Here is a 20116-nt window from a genome sequence, read left to right on the forward strand (position 1 = left end):
GGTCTCAGCGCTGGCCCTGGTACAGCTTCTTCACGGCAAGGCCGGCGAACGCGAGCGTGGCGACGGCGACCACCACGAGCAGAATCTCGAAGAAGAGGATCACTGAGTGCTCCTTGTGAGCGGTGAAGGCGGAACGGGCCGGACCCCAGCTTAGTGGGCTGGGGTCCGGCCCACTCCGTGAGGTGGGTCTATCGGGTCGGCCGGGGCGCTAGCCCAGCAGCTGCGTCTGCAGAGTCACCGTCTGCTGGAACGGCACCTCGGGCGCCCCGCCCTTGCGGGACAGGACGATCAGGCCGAGCGTGTCACCCGCCTGGACGTACGCCCAACGGGTCTGCTCCGCGCCGTACGGCTCGGTCTCGTCGTACGCGTACTCCGAGGTGAACGGCACGCGGATGGCGCCGGACAGGGTGTCGGAGACCTCCCAGGTCTCGACCCCGGCGGGCACGAGCTCCTCGCTGCCGCCGGTGTCGAGGGCCTCGTCCTTGTACGCCTCGGCGAAGGCCACCGAGTTGAAGCGGAGCAGGTGGATGCGGGCGACCGTGCCGTCCGGCGCGGTCCAGCCGCGGGAGGCGATGTGCCGCAGAGCGGAGTCGGCGAGCGGCTGCCTCAGCTTCGCCGCGGACTCCTTCGGGTACGTGGCGAGGTACTGCTCCGTGGTGGCCCAGCCGCCGTTCAGCTTCGGGTCCGGCGTGGCTCCGGCGGGCGCGGGCAGCAGCAGCTTGCGCAGGTCGGCGTGGTGGATCTCACCGTCGTTGCCCTCGGTGTACGGCCGCGGGACGCCCGCCGGCAGGGCCGGCAGGCTGAGCTTCGGGTACGCCCAGCGCCCGTCGCTCTCGGTGGCGAGCCCGGGCACGTCGGTGCGCTCCATGGCGGTGATCCCCATGGCGGTACCGGTACCGAGCCCGGCGAAGACCAGTACGGCCGCGGTCCACCGGAGGACGGCGCGGAGGGTGCGACGGGGCGGGGCGGGGGCGACGGGAGGAGCGACGGGCTCGGGAGCCTCGGAGGTCTCGGAGGTCTCGGGTGTCTCGGACGCCGCAGGGGTCTCGGGAGCCTCGGAGGCCGCAGGGGTCTCGGGAGTCTTGGGCGCCTCAGGGGTCTCGGCGGCCTCAGGAGCCTCGGACGCCTCAGAGGTCTTGGAGGCCTCAGGGGTCTCCGGCGTCTCCGGCGTCTCCTCGGAGACGTCCTTCGTCTCGTTCAGCGCCTCCGTCTGCTGCTCGCTCATATGTACTCCCCCGGGGACTTGATGTGGTCGAGCTGCTTCTTCAGCAGGTCCGCCACCTCGCTCTTGTCGATCGGGCGCGGGCCCGTCGCGGCGACCAGGACCAGGACGTCGGAGTCGTACGCGGAGCAGATCACGCCGTCGAGCGCCTCCTCCTTCTCCTCCTTGTCGAGGCCCTCGGGCTCCGGCATCAGGAAGCAGGCGGCGTTCTTGTGGCCGCTGATCTTCGGGCCCTTCGGGAGCTTCAGGAACTCGGACAGTTCGTTCCGCAGCTCGTGCATCTCGCGGATCTGGCGCTTGTCCTTCATGCGGACGACCTGCACGTTCACCAGGAGGTCGCCGGCGGGCGAGCGCGCGAAGGTGCGGACGGCGAAGCCCTGGACGCCGAGCCGCTCGACGCGCTTCTCGAAGTCGCGGCGCTTCTTGCCGGCCAGGCCCTTGCCCTCCCGCTTCAGCAGCGCGAGGGCCTCCTTCCCGCCGAGTTCGCCGTCGTTGCCGTACAACTCCTCGTCCGGGCCCAGGACATAGCCGTCCGGGACCGGCAGCAGCAGCTTGCTGAGCGGGGTGTCCGAGCGACCGCGCTTCGCCCGGTCGGCGGCCGGGTCCTTGTCGGTGCCGTCCGTCTCGGTCTGGGCCCAGATCTCGGTGGGCGCGGAGCGGTCGGCGCGCGAGACGGTGACGCCGGTGTACGCGGCGGCGCCGCCGAGCGCGAGGACGACGAGCGCGGCGGGCAGGACGACGGTCAGCAGCCTGCGCCTGGCGGGGGCGGCGGACGGGGCCTCGGGAGCCGCCCACGGGTTGTCGGTCACGGTGTTCCGGTCCTCGTTCACAGGCGCCCCAGCTGCCGCTCGGCCACGGACTTGATGTCCTTCGGGGAGATCTTCTTCGTGTCGTGCATGAAGATCTCGAGCATGATGTCGCCGCGGTAGGCGTAGGCCCGGGCCTGGTACATGTCCAGGTAGCCCGGCTCCTTGTCCACGGGGAACACGTAGTACCGCCCGTTGCCCGTTCCGGCGAGCGGTTCGCCCTCGTTGCGGGCGAAGTCCTCCTGGGGCATGTAGCCCTGCTGTGAGAGCGCGTGCTCACGCGCACCCTGGACGACGCCGGACCGGAACTGCACCAGCCGGATCTCGGTCGTCCGGTACTTGCCCGTGCGCCACGAGACCGCCGCCACGCGCCGGAGCTCGTTGTCCATCTGGTACGAGAACGCCACGCTCGGGTGGTCGAACTCGGAGACGTACTCGGTGACCGACATCCACCCGTCCCCGAACCCGAACCCCGCGCTCTTCGCCCCCGACGGGCGCGGCAGCAGCAGCTTGCGCAGGTCGCCGTCGGTGCGGACCTTGCGGTCCTCCGCTGCGCTCAGCGGCTTGGCCCTGTGCCCCTTGGGCAGCGGCGCGGGATGGCGCAGGTCCTGCTGGCTGAGCGCGGGCAGCGGCGTCGGCTCGCGCTGCGCCTGGATGCCGTATCCGACGGCGGTGCCGCCGGCGACGCCGAGCACGGCGGCGACGGCGACGATCAGCGCGGTTCTGCCGCGCTTCCTTCCGGTACTGCTGTCCAAGAGAGTCCCCCCACAGGACCTGAAGCGCAGATTCCGTAACCCGCGCACAAGTCCGACACCCTAGGGGCGCGGGGGGTTGCGCCGCCGAGTATTACAGTTCGGCATATGGCGAAGAAGCTCGTGATCAAGGTGACCGCGGGGGCCGACGCCCCCGAACGCTGCTCCCAGGCCTTCACCGTGGCCGCCGTGGCCGTGGCCAGCGGGGTGGAGGTCTCGCTCTGGCTGACCGGCGAGTCGTCGTGGTTCGCGCTGCCGGACAAGGCGGCCGAGTTCGAACTCCCGCACGCCGCACCGCTCCCGGACCTGATCGAGTCGATCCTCGCGGGCGGCCGGATCACGCTGTGCACGCAGTGCGCGGCCCGTCGCGAGATCACCGAGAAGGACGTCCTGAACGGCGTCCGCATCGCCGGCGCGCAGGTCTTCGTCCAGGAGGCGACGGCCGACGAGACCCAGGCCCTCGTCTACTAGTCCCGGCGTCGCTCCCGGCCGCCGCTTCCCGCCGGCTACGAGTCCCGGCGTTTCTTGCCGTCGAGTTCGTCCCACCATTCGTCCGACTGCGGGTCGCCCGAGGGGTCGTCCCACCAGCGGTCCTCGGGCCCCCGCCGGTTCGCGATCATGGCCGCGACGGGCGGGATCAGCATGGCGACCACGCACATGCCGATGGCGACCGGCATGGACCAGAGCCGCACGACGGCCCAGGCGCCCACGAACAGGGCCAGGCAGACGCCCATCATCCAGAAGTAGACACGCCTCCGCCGTGCGTACATACCTCCAGCGTAGGCCCGTATCCCCGTTCCCGGGCAGACCGAAGGGCCGTGCCTCGGGTCCTGGTGATGGCGTCCAACCCCCCAGGAGGCACGGCCCTCCGGCCGTCTTCGGTCGTCCTGCGTCAGACGGCGATCGCCACGTCCGTCAGGCTGCCGGTCTCCGTCACGACGACCTTCTGGTCGGCCTGGGAGCCGGGGACCAGGGCGCGGAGGGTCCACTCGCCGGTGGCCGCGTAGAAGCGGAACTGGCCGGTGGCCGAGGTCGGGACCTCGGCGGTGAACTCGCCGGTGCTGTCGAGGAGGCGGACGTAGCCGGACACGGGCTCGCCGTCCTTGGTGATCTGGCCCTGGATGGCCGTCTCACCCGGCTTCAGCGTGCTGACGTCGGGGCCGCCGATCGGTGCTCCACACATGTTCTTCAGTCCTGTCCTGGTGAGGGGCTTACTTGTTCGCGCCGAGCTCGATCGGCACGCCGACGAGGGAGCCGTACTCGGTCCACGAGCCGTCGTAGTTCTTGACGTTCGGGACCTCGAGCAGCTCGTGCAGCACGAACCAGGTCAGCGCGGAGCGCTCACCGATGCGGCAGTAGGCGATGGTGTCCTTCGCCAGGTCGACCTGCTCGGCCTCGTAGAGGGCCTTGAGCTCGTCGTCCGACTTGAAGGTGCCGTCGTCGTTGGCGTTCTTGGACCACGGGATGTTGCGGGCGCTCGGCACGTGGCCGGGGCGCTGCGACTGCTCCTGCGGCAGGTGGGCCGGGGCGAGCAGCTTGCCGGAGAACTCGTCGGGCGAGCGGACGTCGACGAGGTTCTGGGCGCCGATCGCGGACACGACGTCGTCGCGGAAGGCGCGGATCGAGGCGTCCTGGGCCTGGGCCTTGTACGCGGTGGCCGGGCGGTTCGGGACCTCGGAGACCAGGTCGCGGGAGTCGAGCTCCCACTTCTTGCGGCCGCCGTCGAGGAGCTTCACGTCCTGGTGGCCGTAGAGCTTGAAGTACCAGTACGCGTAGGAGGCGAACCAGTTGTTGTTGCCGCCGTAGAGGACGACCGTGGTGTCGTTCGCGATGCCCTTGGCCGACAGGAGCTTCTCGAAGCCCTCCTGGTCGACGAAGTCGCGGCGGACCGGGTCCTGCAGGTCCTTGGTCCAGTCGATGCGGATGGCGTTGCGGATGTGGTTCTTGTCGTAGGCCGAGGTGTCCTCGTCGACCTCGACGACGGCGACCTGCGGGTTGTCGAGGTTGGCCTCGACCCAGTCGGCGTCGACCAGGACGTCGGTGCGAGCCATGCTGATTCCTCCGGGGCAGTGTGCGGCGGGTGGCGTGCAGGAGTGGTGCGGGTACGCGTCATCGCGTGCGTACGGGCTACACGGGGGCGGCCCCGATCCGTGCGGTCGTGGGGCCTGGGGGAATACGGGAGACGGGCGTCCCGCTCAGACGGAGCGACAGAGCATGGCGGCGACGCGGCACAGGTCTACTGCCCGCCGCTTCGTGAGTTCCGCCTGTCGCTTCATGGGTCCGATCGTAGGGACGGACAGGCGGCCATGTCACCGGTGTGTCGTATTTTGAGACGCGATCGTCCGGGATGTGGGATCGGATCACCCTCGGGGTCCGATTCGGGGCGGCTTCCGCGCCCCTGCCCCTCCGGCGTTTCTACAGGTCGGACACGCTCGTCTCAGTATTCGGCCAACGTGGCCGTTTCACCCCGTCAGGGCCACATTCGTCCCCGACACCGCGATCGCCACGCCGTCCTCGCGCGCCTCGATCCGCTCCAGCTTCATGCCCGGCGGCAGCGCGCCCACACTCCGGTCGAAGTCCGTCCGCGCACGGACCAGCTCCTCAAGGCCCGGGATGCCCTCGCCGGGCACCTCGTCGGCCCGCACCCGGACCGTCTTCCCGTCCACCAGGGTCACGCTGGACACGACGCTCCGCGTCATCGTCCGCCCGATCAGCGGCAGCTTGAACGTGCCGGTGACCTTCACCTTGCCGTCGCCCCCGTACGCCACCGCCACATTGCTCTCCGCCGCCGCGGTGAGGTCCGCGTACGAGACCAGGGCGGTGCCGCTCACCCGGCCCGCCCGCGCGCCCCGCCAGTCCGCGTCCACGGTGACGTCCTTCAGGGACAGGGACAGCTCGCTCAGCCGGACCCGCTTCTTCCCGGCCTGCGTCTGCGCCCCGCCGACCACCACGTCGACCTCGTCGAAGCTCCGGCCGGCGACCTGGGTGAGGAAGGGGAAGCCCTTGATGTCCACCTCGGTCGAGCCCGCGCGGGCGTCCCCGAGCATGATCCGGTCGGCCGCCTCGGACTCCGCGTACCCGACCGCGATCCGGTCGACACCGGCCAGCGCCCCGCCCAGCAGTACGGCGACGATCAACCCCACACGCAGTGCCCGCATGCCCCGCAGTCCCCCGCTTCCTGCCCGAAAAAGGTCCGGCCCCCTGACATGTCCATCCACGAGATCGACGAGTCAGGGGGCCGGATGGTTCCGCGGGGCTCACCCCAGGGCGCGTCCCAGCAGGTAGACGGCGGGCGCGGCCAGCGTCAGGGGCAGCGCGACGCCGGCGGTCATGTGCACGAAGCGGGACGGGTAGTCGTAGGCGGCGACCCGCAGGCCGATCAGCGCGCAGACGCCCGCGCCCAGGCCCAGACCCGCCGCGCCGGCCGTGTCGAAGCCGGTGAACCCGCCCGCCGCGATGCCCGCGCCCGCGGCGGCGAACAGCGCGGCGGCCACGGAGGCCGGGCCGGGCAGCGGCAGCGCCCGCGCCACGGTGGCGGCGGCCACGGCGAGCCCGCCGACGACGACCGCGTCCGGGTCCGCGCCGAGGTGGCCGGCGGCCAGGATCGCCAGGGCGGCCGAGGCGACGGTGGCCGTCAGTCCGTACATCCGCTCGTCCGGGTCCGCGTGGCTGCGCAGCTGCAGGACGAGGGTGAGCAGCACCCAGACGCCGAGCGTGCCGAGGATCGCGGCGGGCGCGTGGTCCCGGCCGGCCGCGAGCAGCGCCACGTCGGCGGTGACGCCGCCGGCGAAGGCGAGCGCGATGCCCTGCCGGGCCGGCCACATGCCGTTGAGCCGGAACCAACCGGCGGCGGTGACGGCCTGGAGCAGGACCAGCGGGACGAGGAGCGCGTACTCGCCGAAGGCCGCGCCGGCGGCGAGCAGGACACCGAGGACGGCGGTCAGCCCGGCGGGCTGGATGCCCGGGTCGATGATCGGCGAGCGGCCCTCGGCGCGGGCGCGCTGGGCGTCGGTGATCCGGGTGTTCCCGGAGGTGGTGGGCGACGAGTACGCGGGCCCGGACTCGGACTCGGGGGCGGCGACGGCCGGCTCCTGGTACGCGGTGGGGGTCTCCGGCGGCAGCGGCACGGCGGGCTGCTGCGGGAGGTACGCGGTCTCGGCGGCGGAGGGGGCGGGCGCGGCCGCCGGGGCGACGGTGGGCTGGTACTGGGTGTCCCAGGTCTGGCCCTGCCAGGTCTGGGTCGCGCCCGGGTCCGCGTGCTGCCCGCCGCCGTACGGCTGCTGCTGCTGCGGGTACCCCGGCTGCTCGGCGTACTGCTGCTCGCCGTACGCCGGCTGCTGCCCGTACCCCTGCTGCTGCGCGTACGGGTCGTACGGCTGCTCGCCGTACGCGTACTGCTGGTCACTGCTCATGTCGGGGTTCACCCTCCTGCGAACGGCGGGAGCACCTCGACCGTGCCGCCCTCGGCCAGCCGTACGGTCTCATGCGCGCGGGTCCCGACGGGATCGCCGTCGACGAGGAACGAGCAGCGCTGCAGGACGCGGACCAGTTCGCCCGGGTGCTGCGCGCGGGCGGCGTCCAGCGCCTCGGCCAGGGTCTCGGCCGCGTACGGCTCCTCGGCGAGGCCCGCGGCGGCCTTGGCCGCGGCCCAGTAGCGGATGGTTCCCGCTGCCATAGCGGCGCTCCCTTCGTTCGTGTGCGCGCCGCTCCCCATGATGGTCTATGCGCGGGTGAGCCAGTCGCCCAGGCGGGCGAGCAGGTCCTCCTCCGCCGCGTTCTCCGCGTGGCCCATGCCGCGCTCCACCCACAGCTCGGCCGGCCCGGCGGCCGCGAGCATGCGCGGGTGGTCGAGCGGGAAGTACGGGTCGCGGTCGCCGTGCACGATCAGCAGCGGCGTCGGCGCGATCAGCGGCACCGCCTCGACCGGCGAGAGCGGCACCGGGTTCCACTCCTCGTGGTGGATGCGGGTGCCGAGCCCGTAGCGGCCGACGAACCGGCCGACCGGGCGGGTGATCACCCAGTGGACCCGGCGCATCGGGGGCGTGCCCCGGTAGTACCAGCGCGCGGGAGCACTCACGGCGCACACGGCATCGGTGCGTGCTTCCGTGCGCCCCCTTTCCAGTGCGGCGTGCCGGAGTACGACGGAGCCGCCCATGGAGAACCCGACCGTGACCACCCGCTCGTGACCGAGCTCACGCGCCCAGCGGACGGCCGCGGAGAGGTCGAGCACCTCGCGGTCCCCGACGGTGGAACGGCCGCCGGACCCGCCGTGGCCGCGGAAGGAGAAGGTGACGACGGCCGCGTCCCGCGCCAGGACCCCGGCGACCCGGCGCACCGCGGGCCGGTGGGCCGAGCCGGTGAAGCCGTGCGCCACCACGATGGCGGTCCGCGCGGAATCGGTGACACTTGCCGTACCCGGCTCGTAAACCGCCTCGATTCGGACACCGTCGTCCGTCGTCAAGGTGGCGCGACGAGGGCCGTACGTGATCGAGGAAACATCCACCATGTGAAATCGACCCTCTGCCTCGGAACTCTTCTGGGCTATTCTGCTCGGCAGAGGATCCGGGCGACGCAGCCACCGGGTCCTTTTGTGTTTTGCCGCCGTTGTTACGAGCAGGTGAACGAAAGCTCTCAGGGCGCGAGAGCCGCAAGTGAGTACGAAGCAGTGCCGCAACGTCCTCGCAGGGACCGAGGAGGAACCGACGTTATGGGCGAGCGAACCGTGCAGGACCGACAGGACCGACCGACGACGACCCGGACAGGGGGCGTGCGATGAGTTCTCTGCTGCTTCTGACCAACGCCCTCCAGCCGTCCACCGAAGTGCTGCCGGCCCTCGGCCTGCTGCTGCACAACGTACGTGTGGCCCCCGCGGAGGGCCCGGCGCTGGTGGACACCCCCGGCGCGGACGTGATCCTCGTCGACGGCCGCCGCGACCTGCCGCAGGTCCGCTCGCTCTGCCAGCTGCTGCGCTCCACCGGCCCCGGCTGTCCGCTGATCCTCGTCGTCACCGAGGGCGGCCTGGCGGCCGTCACCGCCGACTGGGGCATCGACGACGTCCTGCTCGACACCGCCGGCCCGGCGGAGGTCGAGGCGCGGCTGCGGCTGGCCATGGGCCGCCAGCAGATCACCGCCGACGACTCCCCCATGGAGATCCGCAACGGCGACCTGTCGGTCGACGAGGCCACGTACAGCGCCAAGCTGAAGGGCCGGGTCCTGGACCTGACCTTCAAGGAGTTCGAGCTGCTCAAGTACCTCGCGCAGCACCCGGGCCGGGTCTTCACCCGGGCCCAGCTGCTGCAGGAGGTCTGGGGCTACGACTACTTCGGCGGCACCCGGACGGTCGACGTCCACGTACGGCGGCTGCGGGCCAAACTGGGCCCCGAGCACGAGTCGCTGATCGGCACCGTGCGCAACGTCGGCTACCGCTTCGTCACGCCCGAGAAGGTGGAGCGCGCGGCCGAGGAGGCCCGGGCGAAGTCGGCCGGAACCCGGGCCGAGCGGGACGCCGGCGTCAAGGACGGCGCGCCCGACGCCACCCCCGCGGGGGACAGGGACGTGGTGGATGCCACAGCCCGACCTGCCAAGAGGTGAGTCCCCCCGCGTAGACTTCGCGCGTGGCCAAGGTGACGCGGGACGATGTGGCGCGACTGGCGGGTACTTCGACCGCGGTCGTGAGCTACGTCATCAACAACGGACCCCGGCCGGTCGCCCCGGCCACGCGCGAGCGTGTCCTCGCCGCCATCAAGGAGCTCGGCTACCGGCCCGACCGGGTGGCCCAGGCGATGGCGTCGCGGCGTACCGACCTCATAGGCATGATCGTGCCGGACGCCCGGCAGCCCTTCTTCGCCGAGATGGCGCACGCGGTCGAACGGGCCGCCGCCGACCGCGGCAAGATGGTGCTGGTCGGCAACTCCGACTACCGCGACGACCGCGAGGTGCACTACCTGCGGGCCTTCCTCGGCATGCGGGTCGCCGGGCTGATCCTGGTCAGCCAGGGCCCCAGCGAGCGCGCCGCGCAGGAGATCGAGGCCTGGGACGCCCGCGTGGTGCTGCTGCACGAGCGGCCCGAGGCGATCGACGACGTGGCCGTGGTCACCGACGACATCGGCGGCGCGCAGCTCGCCACCCGGCACCTCCTGGAGCACGGGCACGCCTCCGTGGCCTGTCTCGGCGGCGTGCCGGACACCCCGTCCGTCGGCGACCCGGTCGCCGACCACGTCGAGGGCTGGCGGCGCGCGATGCAGGAGGCCGGCCGCCCCACGGACGGCCTGCTGTTCGAGGCCCCGTACAACCGCTACGACGCGTACCAGGTGAGCCTGAAGATCCTCTCCGGCCCGGACCGGCCGTCGGCCATCTTCTGCTCCACCGACGACCAGGCGATCGGCGTGCTCCGCGCGGCCCGGGAGCTGCGCATCGACGTGCCGACCGAGCTGGCGGTGGCGGGCTTCGACGACGTCAAGGAGGCGGCGCTCACCGATCCGCCGCTGACCACGATCTCCTCGGACCGGCCGGCGATGGCCCGGGCCGCGGTGGACCTGGTCCTGGACGACTCGCTGCGGGTCTCGGGCTCGCGGCGCGAGCGGGTGCGACAGTTCCCGTCCGCGCTGGTGGTACGGCGCTCCTGCGGCTGCGCGTAGGGGCTGTGTAGGGGCTGCCGACAGAGGCCCGCCTCCTCCTTTATTTGGGGCATACACGCTTCTGTCGGGCTTCTCAGCCGGTCCTCAGACAGTTCTCATGCATGGCTCCGAGAGTCTTTCCCATGACGGACTACCCCCAGCAGCCCCAGCAGCCGTACTACCCGCCGCAGCCGCCACAGCCCCCGTACCAGCCGCGTCCGGCGCACGTCTCCCCCGCCCCGCGGAGGGCCAGGCGGGGCGTCGGCCTCATGGCCGCCGTCGCGCTCGCCGCGGCGGCGATCGGCGGCGGGACGGCGACGCTGGTCCAGCAGTACACCGCCGACCCGGTCACGGCCGGCTCCGGCGCCGTGAACGGCACCAGCGTCTCGGCGAGCAGCAAGGGCACCGTCGCGGGCGTGGCCGAGGCGGTGTCCCCGTCCATCGTGGAGATCACCGCCAACGGGACCTCCGGCCGGGCCACCGGCTCGGGCGTGATCATCACCTCCGACGGCGAGATCGTCACCAACAACCATGTGATCTCCGGGGCCTCGGAGCTGAGCGTGCGGCTCAGCGACGGCAAGAAGTACGCCGCCGAGGTCGTCGGCACCGACCCCGACAAGGACCTGGCGCTGATCAAGCTCCGCGGCGCCTCCGGCCTCAAGGCCGCCACGCTCGGCGACTCGTCGAAGGTGAAGGTCGGCGAGGAGGTCGTGGCGATCGGCTCCCCCGAGGGCCTGACCGGCACCGTCACCTCCGGCATCGTCTCCGCCCTGGACCGCGACGTGACGGTCGCCAAGGACGAGGGCCAGGGCGAGCAACAGCAGCCCCAGTACGACCCGCGGCAGGGCTGGCCGTTCGAGTTCGGCGGCCAGGAGTTCAACGGGGACACCGGCGATTCCAAGACCACGTACAAGGCGATCCAGACCGACGCCTCGCTCAATCCGGGGAATTCCGGCGGCGCGCTGATCAATATGAACGGCGAGATCATCGGCATCAATTCCGCGATGTATTCGCCCAGTTCCGCAGGCGGCTCGACGGCCGGCAGCGTCGGCCTCGGCTTCGCGATCCCGGTCGACACCGTGAAGGCCGATCTGGACGCCCTGCGCTCCGGCGGCGACAACTGAGCGCGCCCGGGCCCGCCGACGCCACGGCGTGCGAGTCTGGGCCCATGACTGGTCCGGCGCCGGAAGGCGAACGCATCCTCATCGTCGACGACGAGCCCGCGGTCCGCGAGGCGCTGCGCCGCTCGCTGGCCTTCGAGGGCTATGCCACGGAGGAGGCCGTGGACGGTTTCGACGCGCTCGCCAAGATCGAGTCGTACCGCCCCGAGCTGGTCGTCCTCGACGTGCAGATGCCGCGCATGGACGGGCTGACGGCCGCCCGGCGCATCCGGGCCTCGGGCGCCACGCTGCCGATCCTGATGCTGACCGCCCGGGACACCGTCGGCGACCGGGTCACCGGCCTGGACGCGGGCGCGGACGACTACCTGGTCAAGCCGTTCGAGCTGGACGAGCTGTTCGCCCGGATCCGGGCGCTGCTGCGGCGCAGTTCTTACGTCCGGGCGGCCGAGCCGCAGCCGGAGGGCGACGTGCTCGCGTTCGCCGATCTGCGGATGAACCTGGCGACCCGCGAGGTGACCCGCGGCGGGCGGGCGGTGGAGCTGACCCGGACCGAGTTCACGCTCCTGGAGATGTTCCTGGCCCATCCGAAGCAGGTGCTGACCCGGGAGCAGATCCTGAAGGCGGTCTGGGGCTTCGACTTCGAGCCCAGCTCGAACTCGCTGGACGTGTACGTGATGTACCTGCGGCGCAAGACGGAGGCCGGCGGCGAGCCGCGCCTGGTGCACACGGTGCGCGGCGTCGGGTACGCGCTGCGGTCCGGCGGCGAGGCGTGACCGTGAGACCGGCCGGGCGTCTCCGGGCGCTGCCGCTGCGCTCCCGCCTCGCCCTGCTGACGGCGCTGGCGGTGGCCCTGGCGGTGGCCGCGGCCTCGGCGGCGTGCTGGTTCGTGACGCGGGCGCAGCTGGAGGAGGAGCGGGACGCGACGCTGCGCAACACCCGGCTGCCCAGGGAGCAGGTGCCCGGGTTCGTGCTGGACTGCGTGGGCGGCGTCGACGACTCCGCGGTGCCCGCGATGGGCGGCCGGGACACGGTGCAGATCGTGCTGAGCACGGGCAGGTCCTGCTCGTACGGCGCCTCGCCGATCCCGGTGCGGCCGGCGGATCTGGCGGTGGCGCGCGGCGCCCTCGCCGACACGCTGCACACGGAGCAGGCCGAGAACGGCCAGGAGATGCGGGTCTACACGTACCAGCAGCAGTTCCAGCAGGGCGTGGTGGGCGTGTCGATCGCCCGGCCCACGTCCGAGATCGACAACTCGATGGCCACGCTCGCCTGGGTGCTGCTGCTGGTCTCCGGCATCGGGGTGATCGGGGCCGGCGCGGTCGGGCTGTGGGTGGCGCGGGCCGGGCTGAAGCCGGTGGACCGGCTGACCGACGCGGTCGAGCACGTGGCGGCGACCGAGGACCTGACGGTGCGGATCCCGGTCGAGGGCGAGGACGAGGTGGCCCGGCTGTCCCGCTCGTTCAACGCGATGACCGCGGCCCTGGCATCCTCGCGGGACCGGCAGGCGCAGCTGATCGCCGACGCGGGGCACGAGCTGCGGACCCCGCTGACCTCGCTGCGCACCAACGTCGAACTCCTCGCCCGCAGCGAGGAGACGGGCCGCGCGCTGCCGCCGGACGACCGGCGGGCCCTGATGGCCTCGGTGAAGGCGCAGATGACGGAGCTGGCGGCGCTGATCGGCGACCTTCAGGAGCTGTCCCGGCCGGACGCGGTGGCGCCGGGGCCGCTGGAGGTGGTGGGGCTGCACGAGATCCTGCGCTCGGCGCTGGACCGGGCGCGGCTGCGCGGGCCGGAGCTGACCTTCGTCACGGAGCTGGCGCCCTGGTACGTACGGGCGGAGCCGGCCGGGCTGGAGCGGGCGCTGGTGAACGTGCTGGACAACGCGGTGAAGTTCTCGCCGCCGGGCGGCACGGTCGAGGTGACCCTGGCGCGGGACGGGACGCTGACGGTGCGGGACCACGGTCCCGGCATCCCGGCGGACGAGCTGCCGCACGTCTTCGACCGGTTCTGGCGCTCGCCGTCGGCGCGCAGCCTGCCGGGTTCGGGTCTGGGCCTGTCGATCGTGGCGCGTACGGTGCAGCAGTCGGGCGGCACGGTGGCGCTGGCCCCGGCCGAGGGCGGCGGCACGGCGGCGGTGATCCGGCTGCCGGGGGCTCCGGCGCCGCCGCCGCAGCGGTGACGCCGGAGCCGGTGCAGTGACGCCGGAGCCGCGCGGCTCAGTTGTGCCGGATGAGGGACTCGACCAGGCCTGAGCGGGTGGCGGGGAAGTCCAGGGGGACGATCCCGAGGCCCTTCCAGCCGTTCGCCGTGCCGTCCAGGAAGCGGTGCACCCGCGGGTTGAGGTTGTCGGAGTTCCAGCGCGGCGGCAGGTAGGCGGACGTGCTGACGAAGTTGACGTACAGCCTGCCGGGCTGCGCGGCGGCCGTGCGGAAGTGGGCCTCGATCTTCGGGTACTTGGCGTCGGGCATCGCGTTCCAGTCGTCCTGGATCGCGAGGGCACCGCCGTCCCACCACTTGAGGCCGGGCAGCCCGCCGTTGTCGGCGATGAGGACGACCTTGCCGCGGGCCTGGCCGAGGGCGGGGACGGTGTCGCCGATGCGGAAGAGCGGGCGCCAGCCCCGATTGTCGAGGTAGTCGGTGAAGATCGCGCCGAAGGTGGCGTCGGAGTCGGTGGAGTACTCCTGCTTGACCCGCATGAGCACGGTCTCGGAGGGGTGGGCGGCGAGGAAGTCCCGGCAGGCCACAAGCACGTCGCCGAACATCATGTTCTGGTAAGAGGCCCCGTGGTGGATGGCGAAGGAGCCGCCGGTGACCCGGCAGCGGACGTCGAGGAAGCGGATGCCGGAGGCGAGCTGCTGGGCGATCGTGGTGTTCTGGCACTCGCTCCACGGTCCGCCGAAGCGGGCGCCGGAGTCGTGGGTGCCGGGGATCGTGAGCCGCTGGAGCGGGGTGGGGTCGCCGTGGCCGGCCATCCAGTCCTGGGTCGAGGCAGCCGCCCTTGCGGACGGGGCCCCGACGAGGACGGCGGCGGATGCTGCCGCGGCTCCCGCGAGGAAGCGTCGTCGGTCCATGCGCGGAGTATGACGCGTACGCGACAAGATGAACCAGGGTCGTGCACGGACGAACCAGGGTCGTGCGCACACGAAAGGGGCGGCGGACCGGTCGAACCGGCCGCCGCCCCTTCGCCGAGCGCTACCTCAGGGTCACTTGACGACCGTGATCCGGCCGAGCGCCGGCGGCGCCAGCGGGGCGCTCGCCGAGGAGTTGGCGCCCAGGTAGGCGGTGAACAGGTCCAGGTCGGACGCGCCGACCAGCTTGTTCGTGTGCTCCTTCAGCACGGGGAAGCCGTCGCCGCCGCCCGCCAGGAACTCGTTCATGGCGACCCGGTAGGTCTTCGCCGGGTCGATCGCCTCGCCGTTCAGCCGCACCGAGCCGACCACGATCCGGTCGGCGCCGGTCTTGGTCATGTCCAGCGTGTACGTGAAGCCCTTCGACACCTGCAGGATCTTCGGGGCGGCCTGGTTCGCGCCGCTGACCTGCTGCTGAAGCGTCGTGATCAGCTGAGCGCCGGTCAGGTCGACCGCCGTCATCATGTTGGTGAACGGCTGGACGGTGTACGCCTCGCCGTAGGTCACCACGCCGTCGCCCTCGCCGTTGGCCTGCGCGCGGACCAGGGGCGCGCGGATGCCGCCCGGGTTCATCAGCGCGAGCTGGGCGCCGCCCTTGTCGGCCGGGGCCATGCCCTCCAGCTGCGCGTCGGCGATCAGGTTGCCGAGCGGCTTCTCGACGCCGTCGATCGGGTTCTCGATGTCGGCCGAGATGTGGCCGACGGGACGGCCGGCGATCGGCGCGGCCAGCGCCTTGTAGCGGCCGATCAGGTCGGTCATGTCCTTCGCCGGGGTCACGTCACGGGTGACGACGTGGTTCGCGGAGGCGACGGCGGTACGGACGATGTCCTTCGAACGACGGTCGTAGGTGAGCGTCGTGTCGGTGTAGAGCCGGCCGAAGGAGGCCGCCGAGGTGACCGTGCGCGGCTTGCCCGACGGGTCCGGGATCGTGCAGGCGTACGCCTGGTGGGTGTGGCCGGTGACCAGGGCGTCGACCTGCGGCGTCACGTTCTTCGCGATGTCGACGATCGGGCCGGAGATGCCGGCGCCGGCGCCCGGGGTGTCGCAGTCGTAGTTGTACGCGCCCGAGGCGGGCATGCCGCCCTCGTGGAGCAGCGCGACGATCGACTTCACGCCCTTGCGCTCCAGCACCTTGGCGTACTTGTTGATCGTCTCGACCTCGTCGCCGAACTTCAGGCCCTTGATGCCCTCGGCGGACACGATGTTCGCCGTGCCCTCCAGGGTGACGCCGATGAAGCCGATCTTGACGCCGTTGCGCTCCCAGACGAAGTACGGGTCGAGCATCGGACGGCCGGACTTCTCGTTCGTCACGTTGGCCGCGAGGTACGGGAAGTTCGCGCCCCGGAAGGTCTTGCCCTCCTCGAAGCAGCCCTCGACCGGGTGGCAGCCGCCGTTCTGCATCCGGGCCAGCTCGCGCGCGCCCTCGTCGAACTCGTGGTTGCCGACGGAGCTGACGTCGAGCTTCAGCTTGTTCAGCGCCTCGACGGTCGGCTCGTCGTGGAAGAGACCGGAGACCAGCGGCGAGGCGCCGATCATGTCGCCCGCGGCGGCGGTCACGGAGTACCGCTGGCCCTGGCGGGCCTGCCGCAGGTGCGTGGCGAGGTACTCGACGCCGCCGACGCCCTCGATGGTCTTGGTGGTGCCGTCCTCGTTGCGGTGCGTGAGGCGGCCGGAGGAACCGGTCGGCGGCTCCAGGTTGCCGTGCAGGTCGTTGAAGGACAGCAGCTGTACGTCGACGTACCGCCCCTCGCCGTAGCCGCCCCCGCCCTTGGTGTCGGAGGCCCCGGCGGGCAGCGCCGCCACGAGGGCGCCGACCGTGGCGATCCCCGCGCCGGCGGCGAGTATCCGCCGTACGGCTCTGTTCTTCTTCCGTGTCGTAGACATGTCTCCCCTTTAGGCCCCCGCGCCCCTTGTGCGGCGTCGCTTGACTCTCGGCCCAGCGATGCAGCCTAGAGTCAACGCGCGTAGCGCAACAGGGGTCGACGGGTTACGAGCAGGTTGACTCCCGTCACAGCGACTTCTCCGACTTGCGCCCCCGGCCGCCGTAGGCTCGTACCCATGACGATTGATTCGGCGCCGGCGCTGGAGCCCGGACGGCAGATCCGCACCTACGACGCGCTCGACCCCGAGCAGATCGACCAGGTCCTCGAACTGCTCGCGGAGGCCGACCGCGTCGACGGGGTGCACGCCGTCTCCGAGCAGGGCCGGCTGTATCTGCGGCACGGCAGCCGCGAGGGCATCAGCCATCTGCTGCTCACCGTCGGGCCCGAACTGCGCGGCTACGCCCAGCTGGAGGACACCGACCCGATCGAGGCCCCGGCCGCCGAGCTCGTCGTGCACCCCGCCCACCGGGGCCGCGGGCACGGCCGGGCGCTCGGCAGCGCCCTGCTCGGCGCCTCCGGGAAGCGGCTGCGGGTCTGGGCGCACGGCGGCAAGGCGGCCGCCCGCCATCTCGCGCAGGTGCTCGGGCTGACGCTGTTCCGCGAACTGCGGCAGATGCGCCGCCCGTTGACCCCGGTCGCGTTCCCCGAGCCGGCGCTGCCCGAGGGCGTCACCGTCCGCACCTTCGTCCCCGGCCAGGACGACGCGGCATGGCTCGCGGTCAACGCGGCGGCCTTCTCCCACCACCCCGAGCAGGGCTCGCTGACCCAGCGGGACCTGGACGACCGGATGGCCGAACCGTGGTTCGACCCGAAGGGCTTCTTCCTCGCGGAGAAGGACGGCCGGCTGGTCGGCTTCCACTGGACGAAGGTGCACGCGGAGGAGCAGCTCGGCGAGGTCTACGTGGTCGGCATCCTGCCGGACGCGCAGGGCGGCGGGCTGGGCAAGGCGCTGACCGCGATCGGGCTGCGGCACCTGGCGGCCCAGCAGCTGCCCACGGCCATGCTGTACGTGGACGGGGACAACACGGCGGCGGTGCGGGTGTACGAGGGGCTGGGCTTCGCGACGCACGAGGTGGACCTGATGTACCGCACGGAGTCCTAGCCGACTGCCGTCGGCGAGGGGGCGGTTGACGACGAGGGGGCGGTTGACACCGCCCCCTCTCTTGCACCACCCTTTCACTATTCGATTAGTGAAAGGGTGGTGGAAGAGCATGGTCGAGTACCGCATCGACCGGCGCAGCGGCGTCGCCACCTACCTCCAGATCGTCCAGCAGACCAAACAGGCCCTCCGCATGGGCCTGTTGGAGCCGGGCGACCGGCTGCCCACCGCGCGCGAGGTCGTCGAGGCGACGGCCATCAACCCGAACACGGTGCTCAAGGCCTACCGCGAGCTCGAACGCGAAGGCCTCGTCGAGGCCCGCCGCGGCCTCGGCACCTTCGTACGCGCGACCCTCGGCACCGCCGCCCCCGCCGACTCGCCCCTGCGGGCCGAGCTGACGGACTGGGCGCGCCGGGCCCGGGCGGCCGGACTGGAGCGGGACGACGTCGCCGCGCTCTTCACATCCGTACTGGACCAGCACTTCAAGGGGGACGAACACCTATGACCGCACCGGTCGTCGAGGCCGAGAGCCTCGGCCTGCGCTACAGCCGCCACCGGGGGTGGGCGCTGAAAGACTGCGGCTTCACCCTTCCGGCCGGGCGGATCTGCGCCCTCGTCGGACCCAACGGAGCCGGCAAGTCGACGCTCCTCGGCCTCGCGGCGGGACTGCTGCGGCCCACCGAGGGACGGATCACGGCGCCCGCGCGGGAACGGCTCGCATACGTCGCCCAGGACAAACCGCTGTACGGGCAGCTCACCGTCGCCGAGACGCTGCGCCTGGGGCAGGAACTGAACCCCGGCCACTGGGACGCGGCCGCCGCCGAACGCATCACGGAAAGCGGCCCGCTCCCCGCCGACGCGAAGGTCCGCTCCCTCTCCGGCGGCCAGCGCACCCGCCTCGCGCTCGCCCTCGCCCTGGGCAAACGGCCGGAACTCCTGCTGCTCGACGAGCCGATGGCCGACCTCGACCCGCTGGCCCGCCGCGAACTGATGGGCGCGCTGATGGCGGACGCGGCGGAACGCGGCACCACCGTCGTGATGTCCTCGCACATCCTCACCGAGCTGGAGGGCGCCTGCGACCACCTGCTCCTCGTGCACGGCGGCCGGGTCCGCCTCGAAGGACCCATCGACGAACTCCTCGCCGCACACACCCTGCTCACCGGCCCGGTCGCCGACCTGGCCCCGCACACCGTCGTCTCCTCCCGCACGACGGGCCGTCAGCTCACGGCCCTGGTCCGCCACGAGGGCCCCGTGCAGGGCCCCTGGGAGACGGCCGAGCCCACCCTGGAGGACCTCCTCCTCGCCCACCTGCGCACCCCCGAAGGAGCCCCCGCATGAGCCTGACGATGCTGAAGGGCCCCTACTGGGTGACGGTGCGCCAGCACCGGCGGGCGATGTGGACGGCGCTCGCGCTCGGCGTCGTGGCGCTCGTCGCGCTGGTCGGCTCGTACCTGTGGTCGGGCCATACGGCCGACACGCTGCGCGCCGCCGGCTGCACCCCCGGCAGCGTGAACCGGGCGTGCTTTCAGCCCGTCCGCGAGTACCTCGACGGCCAGTGGGCCACCCGGCACCTCATCGAGTACACCGCGCTCGGCATGCTCGTCCTGCCCGCCCTCTTCGGGGCGTTCGTCGCCGGCCCGATGCTGGCACGGGAGCTGGAATCGGGCACGTACAAGCTGGCTTGGACCCAGGGCGTCCACCCGGCGCGCTGGCTCGCGGCCAAACTGGCCGTGCCCGCCGCGTTCGCCGTCGTCGGCGTACCGCTGCTCGCCCTGGCCTTCTCCTGGGCCTGGAAAACCGGCCCCGCGCACGACTACCCCACGTACTGGTACGAGCCCACGATGTTCGTCTCGCACGGCGTCGTCCCCGTCGCGCACACCCTGCTCGGGCTGGCCGTCGGCGCCGCCGTCGGCCTGCTCGTACGGCGCACCGTCGTCGCCATGAGCGCGACGGCGCTCGTCGTCGGGACCGCGCTGGCGGTCCTCGCCCAGGTACGCCCCCGCCTGTGGATGGTCGAGACGGTCACCGGCCAGGGCGGCGTGGACCTCCGAGGCGCGGTCTGGCAGCTGGACTCCGGCATGCTCACCGCCACCGGCGAGCGCCTGTCCTGGGCCGACTGCACGACGGTCCAGCCGGACGCCGCGCGGGCGTGCATGACCGGCCGGGGCGGCGTCACCGACTTCGTCGACGCCCACCCCCCGTCCCACTTCTGGCCCATCCAGCTCGTCGAATCGGGCATCTGTATCGTCGTCGCCGCGCTCGCCGTCCTGCTCGCCTTCCGGCTGCTCCGCCGCCGCCACGGGTGAGCCCCCGCAGGGGGCCGCACGGCCCCCTGCGGCCCCGTCCCCGGTCGCCCGCACGACATGTCGTCGTCACCCGCCATTCAGACGCGCTTGCGACGCTCACTCAATGAAGCCCGCCGTGCCCGACCTCCCCATCGGGAGACTCCCCTCCACCACGGCCCGCTCCGACGCGCCCGTTCACCCCTT

Annotated in this window: 23 protein-coding genes; 10 read left to right on the forward strand and 13 right to left on the reverse strand. The window is 72.2% G+C overall.

Translation table 11 applies throughout. The features are described from left to right. Positions 1-208 precede the first annotated feature (208 nt). From ACGFMM_RS09015 to ACGFMM_RS09025, 3 genes are read right to left on the reverse strand one after another with little or no spacing between them, the layout of a single operon-like run. On the reverse strand, positions 209-1225 hold the full coding sequence (locus tag ACGFMM_RS09015) for a hypothetical protein (protein WP_393644578.1): 1017 nt from the start codon (positions 1223-1225) through the stop codon (positions 209-211). Continuing rightward, positions 1222-2031, reverse strand: a complete 810-nt coding sequence (locus tag ACGFMM_RS09020; RefSeq protein WP_393644580.1) for a hypothetical protein — start codon at positions 2029-2031, stop codon at positions 1222-1224. The genes ACGFMM_RS09015 and ACGFMM_RS09020 overlap by 4 nt, the downstream gene beginning before the upstream one ends. 17 nt (positions 2032-2048) lie before the next feature. Further along, positions 2049-2783 (reverse strand): hypothetical protein, encoded by a 735-nt coding sequence (locus ACGFMM_RS09025; protein WP_393644582.1) that lies wholly within the window; start codon positions 2781-2783, stop codon positions 2049-2051. 105 nt (positions 2784-2888) lie between these two features. Between ACGFMM_RS09025 and ACGFMM_RS09030 the strand changes: the two genes are divergently transcribed. Then, a complete protein-coding gene (locus tag ACGFMM_RS09030; protein WP_393644583.1) occupies positions 2889-3251 on the forward strand; it encodes a DsrE family protein in 363 nt (120 codons plus the stop codon). Between the two features lie 35 nt (positions 3252-3286). Here the strand turns inward: ACGFMM_RS09030 and ACGFMM_RS09035 are convergent, their stop codons facing one another. The 8 genes from ACGFMM_RS09035 to ACGFMM_RS09070 form a co-directional block, all read right to left on the reverse strand. Further along, complete coding sequence (locus ACGFMM_RS09035; protein WP_393644585.1) at positions 3287-3550, reverse strand: DUF3099 domain-containing protein; 264 nt, start codon at positions 3548-3550, stop codon at positions 3287-3289. 122 nt (positions 3551-3672) lie between these two features. Next, the gene (locus tag ACGFMM_RS09040; protein WP_393644586.1) at positions 3673-3963 is read right to left on the reverse strand and encodes a DUF1416 domain-containing protein; all 291 of its coding nucleotides are present in this window, start codon (positions 3961-3963) and stop codon (positions 3673-3675) included. 28 nt (positions 3964-3991) lie between these two features. Next, positions 3992-4831 carry a sulfurtransferase gene (locus ACGFMM_RS09045; RefSeq protein WP_393644588.1) on the reverse strand — a complete coding sequence of 280 codons (840 nt, stop codon included), beginning with the start codon at positions 4829-4831 and terminating at the stop codon, positions 3992-3994. Between the two features lie 144 nt (positions 4832-4975). Next, positions 4976-5056 (reverse strand): Ms5788A family Cys-rich leader peptide, encoded by an 81-nt coding sequence (locus ACGFMM_RS09050; RefSeq protein WP_352021666.1) that lies wholly within the window; start codon positions 5054-5056, stop codon positions 4976-4978. Positions 5057-5242: 186 nt separating this feature from the next. Continuing rightward, complete coding sequence (locus ACGFMM_RS09055) at positions 5243-5938, reverse strand: DUF2993 domain-containing protein (protein ID WP_393644590.1); 696 nt, start codon at positions 5936-5938, stop codon at positions 5243-5245. Between the two features lie 99 nt (positions 5939-6037). Further along, positions 6038-7192, reverse strand: coding sequence for a hypothetical protein (locus tag ACGFMM_RS09060; protein ID WP_393644592.1), 1155 nt, complete (start codon positions 7190-7192; stop codon positions 6038-6040). A gap of 8 nt (positions 7193-7200) precedes the next feature. Beyond that, positions 7201-7455 carry a MoaD/ThiS family protein gene (locus ACGFMM_RS09065; RefSeq protein ID WP_393644594.1) on the reverse strand — a complete coding sequence of 85 codons (255 nt, stop codon included), beginning with the start codon at positions 7453-7455 and terminating at the stop codon, positions 7201-7203. A 45-nt stretch (positions 7456-7500) separates the two neighbouring features. Then, on the reverse strand, positions 7501-8286 hold the full coding sequence (locus ACGFMM_RS09070) for an alpha/beta hydrolase family protein (protein WP_393644595.1): 786 nt from the start codon (positions 8284-8286) through the stop codon (positions 7501-7503). Between the two features lie 266 nt (positions 8287-8552). On the opposite strand from ACGFMM_RS09070, the gene ACGFMM_RS09075 reads away from it, so the two are divergent. The 5 genes from ACGFMM_RS09075 to ACGFMM_RS09095 all read left to right on the forward strand — a co-directional run bounded on the left by ACGFMM_RS09075 (position 8553) and on the right by ACGFMM_RS09095 (position 13696). After that, positions 8553-9371, forward strand: a complete 819-nt coding sequence (locus tag ACGFMM_RS09075) for a winged-helix domain-containing protein (protein WP_393644597.1) — start codon at positions 8553-8555, stop codon at positions 9369-9371. 23 nt (positions 9372-9394) lie between these two features. Beyond that, entirely contained in the window at positions 9395-10417 is a 1023-nt protein-coding gene (locus tag ACGFMM_RS09080) for a LacI family DNA-binding transcriptional regulator (RefSeq protein ID WP_393644598.1), read from the forward strand. A gap of 122 nt (positions 10418-10539) precedes the next feature. After that, positions 10540-11520 carry a S1C family serine protease gene (locus ACGFMM_RS09085; RefSeq protein ID WP_393644600.1) on the forward strand — a complete coding sequence of 327 codons (981 nt, stop codon included), beginning with the start codon at positions 10540-10542 and terminating at the stop codon, positions 11518-11520. Between the two features lie 44 nt (positions 11521-11564). After that, a complete protein-coding gene (locus tag ACGFMM_RS09090; protein WP_393644602.1) occupies positions 11565-12290 on the forward strand; it encodes a response regulator transcription factor in 726 nt (241 codons plus the stop codon). Further along, complete coding sequence (locus tag ACGFMM_RS09095; protein ID WP_393644603.1) at positions 12287-13696, forward strand: sensor histidine kinase; 1410 nt, start codon at positions 12287-12289, stop codon at positions 13694-13696. Before ACGFMM_RS09090 ends, ACGFMM_RS09095 begins: the two co-directional genes overlap by 4 nt. A 37-nt stretch (positions 13697-13733) precedes the next feature. On the opposite strand, the gene ACGFMM_RS09100 is transcribed toward ACGFMM_RS09095, so the two are convergent. Together ACGFMM_RS09100 and ACGFMM_RS09105 are read right to left on the reverse strand one after the other, a co-directional pair. Further along, entirely contained in the window at positions 13734-14588 is an 855-nt protein-coding gene (locus ACGFMM_RS09100; RefSeq protein ID WP_393644605.1) for a phosphatidylinositol-specific phospholipase C, read from the reverse strand. Between the two features lie 132 nt (positions 14589-14720). Further along, on the reverse strand, positions 14721-16529 hold the full coding sequence (locus tag ACGFMM_RS09105) for a bifunctional metallophosphatase/5'-nucleotidase (protein ID WP_393644607.1): 1809 nt from the start codon (positions 16527-16529) through the stop codon (positions 14721-14723). A 174-nt stretch (positions 16530-16703) separates the two neighbouring features. Between ACGFMM_RS09105 and mshD the strand changes: the two genes are divergently transcribed. From mshD to ACGFMM_RS09125, 4 genes are all read left to right on the forward strand, one after another. After that, positions 16704-17630 carry a mycothiol synthase gene (mshD, locus tag ACGFMM_RS09110; RefSeq protein ID WP_393644609.1) on the forward strand — a complete coding sequence of 309 codons (927 nt, stop codon included), beginning with the start codon at positions 16704-16706 and terminating at the stop codon, positions 17628-17630. A 109-nt stretch (positions 17631-17739) separates the two neighbouring features. Continuing rightward, positions 17740-18132, forward strand: a complete 393-nt coding sequence (locus tag ACGFMM_RS09115) for a GntR family transcriptional regulator (protein ID WP_393644611.1) — start codon at positions 17740-17742, stop codon at positions 18130-18132. Beyond that, a complete protein-coding gene (locus tag ACGFMM_RS09120; RefSeq protein WP_393644613.1) occupies positions 18129-18965 on the forward strand; it encodes an ABC transporter ATP-binding protein in 837 nt (278 codons plus the stop codon). Before ACGFMM_RS09115 ends, ACGFMM_RS09120 begins: the two co-directional genes overlap by 4 nt. After that, on the forward strand, positions 18962-19933 hold the full coding sequence (locus tag ACGFMM_RS09125) for a hypothetical protein (RefSeq protein ID WP_393644615.1): 972 nt from the start codon (positions 18962-18964) through the stop codon (positions 19931-19933). Before ACGFMM_RS09120 ends, ACGFMM_RS09125 begins: the two co-directional genes overlap by 4 nt. The last annotated feature ends 183 nt before the right edge of the window (positions 19934-20116 follow it).

It is taken from the genome of Streptomyces sp. NPDC048604, from assembly GCF_043199435.1.
Classification (GTDB): domain Bacteria; phylum Actinomycetota; class Actinomycetes; order Streptomycetales; family Streptomycetaceae; genus Streptomyces.

Excerpts from the sequence above, each read along its gene's own strand:
- ACGFMM_RS09040 (WP_393644586.1), bottom strand. The coding sequence starts at position 3,963 with ATGTGTGGAGCACCGATCGGCGGCCCCGACGTCAGCACGCTGAAGCCG.
- ACGFMM_RS09030 (WP_393644583.1), top strand. The coding sequence starts at position 2,889 with ATGGCGAAGAAGCTCGTGATCAAGGTGACCGCGGGGGCCGACGCCCCC.
- mshD (WP_393644609.1), top strand. The coding sequence starts at position 16,704 with ATGACGATTGATTCGGCGCCGGCGCTGGAGCCCGGACGGCAGATCCGC.
- ACGFMM_RS09105 (WP_393644607.1), bottom strand. The coding sequence starts at position 16,529 with ATGTCTACGACACGGAAGAAGAACAGAGCCGTACGGCGGATACTCGCC.
- ACGFMM_RS09045 (WP_393644588.1), bottom strand. The coding sequence starts at position 4,831 with ATGGCTCGCACCGACGTCCTGGTCGACGCCGACTGGGTCGAGGCCAAC.
- ACGFMM_RS09015 (WP_393644578.1), bottom strand. The coding sequence starts at position 1,225 with ATGAGCGAGCAGCAGACGGAGGCGCTGAACGAGACGAAGGACGTCTCC.
- ACGFMM_RS09060 (WP_393644592.1), bottom strand. The coding sequence starts at position 7,192 with ATGAGCAGTGACCAGCAGTACGCGTACGGCGAGCAGCCGTACGACCCG.
- ACGFMM_RS09085 (WP_393644600.1), top strand. The coding sequence starts at position 10,540 with ATGACGGACTACCCCCAGCAGCCCCAGCAGCCGTACTACCCGCCGCAG.
- ACGFMM_RS09055 (WP_393644590.1), bottom strand. The coding sequence starts at position 5,938 with ATGCGGGCACTGCGTGTGGGGTTGATCGTCGCCGTACTGCTGGGCGGG.
- ACGFMM_RS09075 (WP_393644597.1), top strand. The coding sequence starts at position 8,553 with ATGAGTTCTCTGCTGCTTCTGACCAACGCCCTCCAGCCGTCCACCGAA.
- ACGFMM_RS09115 (WP_393644611.1), top strand. The coding sequence starts at position 17,740 with ATGGTCGAGTACCGCATCGACCGGCGCAGCGGCGTCGCCACCTACCTC.
- ACGFMM_RS09090 (WP_393644602.1), top strand. The coding sequence starts at position 11,565 with ATGACTGGTCCGGCGCCGGAAGGCGAACGCATCCTCATCGTCGACGAC.
- ACGFMM_RS09100 (WP_393644605.1), bottom strand. The coding sequence starts at position 14,588 with ATGGACCGACGACGCTTCCTCGCGGGAGCCGCGGCAGCATCCGCCGCC.
- ACGFMM_RS09065 (WP_393644594.1), bottom strand. The coding sequence starts at position 7,455 with ATGGCAGCGGGAACCATCCGCTACTGGGCCGCGGCCAAGGCCGCCGCG.
- ACGFMM_RS09070 (WP_393644595.1), bottom strand. The coding sequence starts at position 8,286 with ATGGTGGATGTTTCCTCGATCACGTACGGCCCTCGTCGCGCCACCTTG.
- ACGFMM_RS09120 (WP_393644613.1), top strand. The coding sequence starts at position 18,129 with ATGACCGCACCGGTCGTCGAGGCCGAGAGCCTCGGCCTGCGCTACAGC.
- ACGFMM_RS09125 (WP_393644615.1), top strand. The coding sequence starts at position 18,962 with ATGAGCCTGACGATGCTGAAGGGCCCCTACTGGGTGACGGTGCGCCAG.
- ACGFMM_RS09035 (WP_393644585.1), bottom strand. The coding sequence starts at position 3,550 with ATGTACGCACGGCGGAGGCGTGTCTACTTCTGGATGATGGGCGTCTGC.
- ACGFMM_RS09050 (WP_352021666.1), bottom strand. The coding sequence starts at position 5,056 with ATGAAGCGACAGGCGGAACTCACGAAGCGGCGGGCAGTAGACCTGTGC.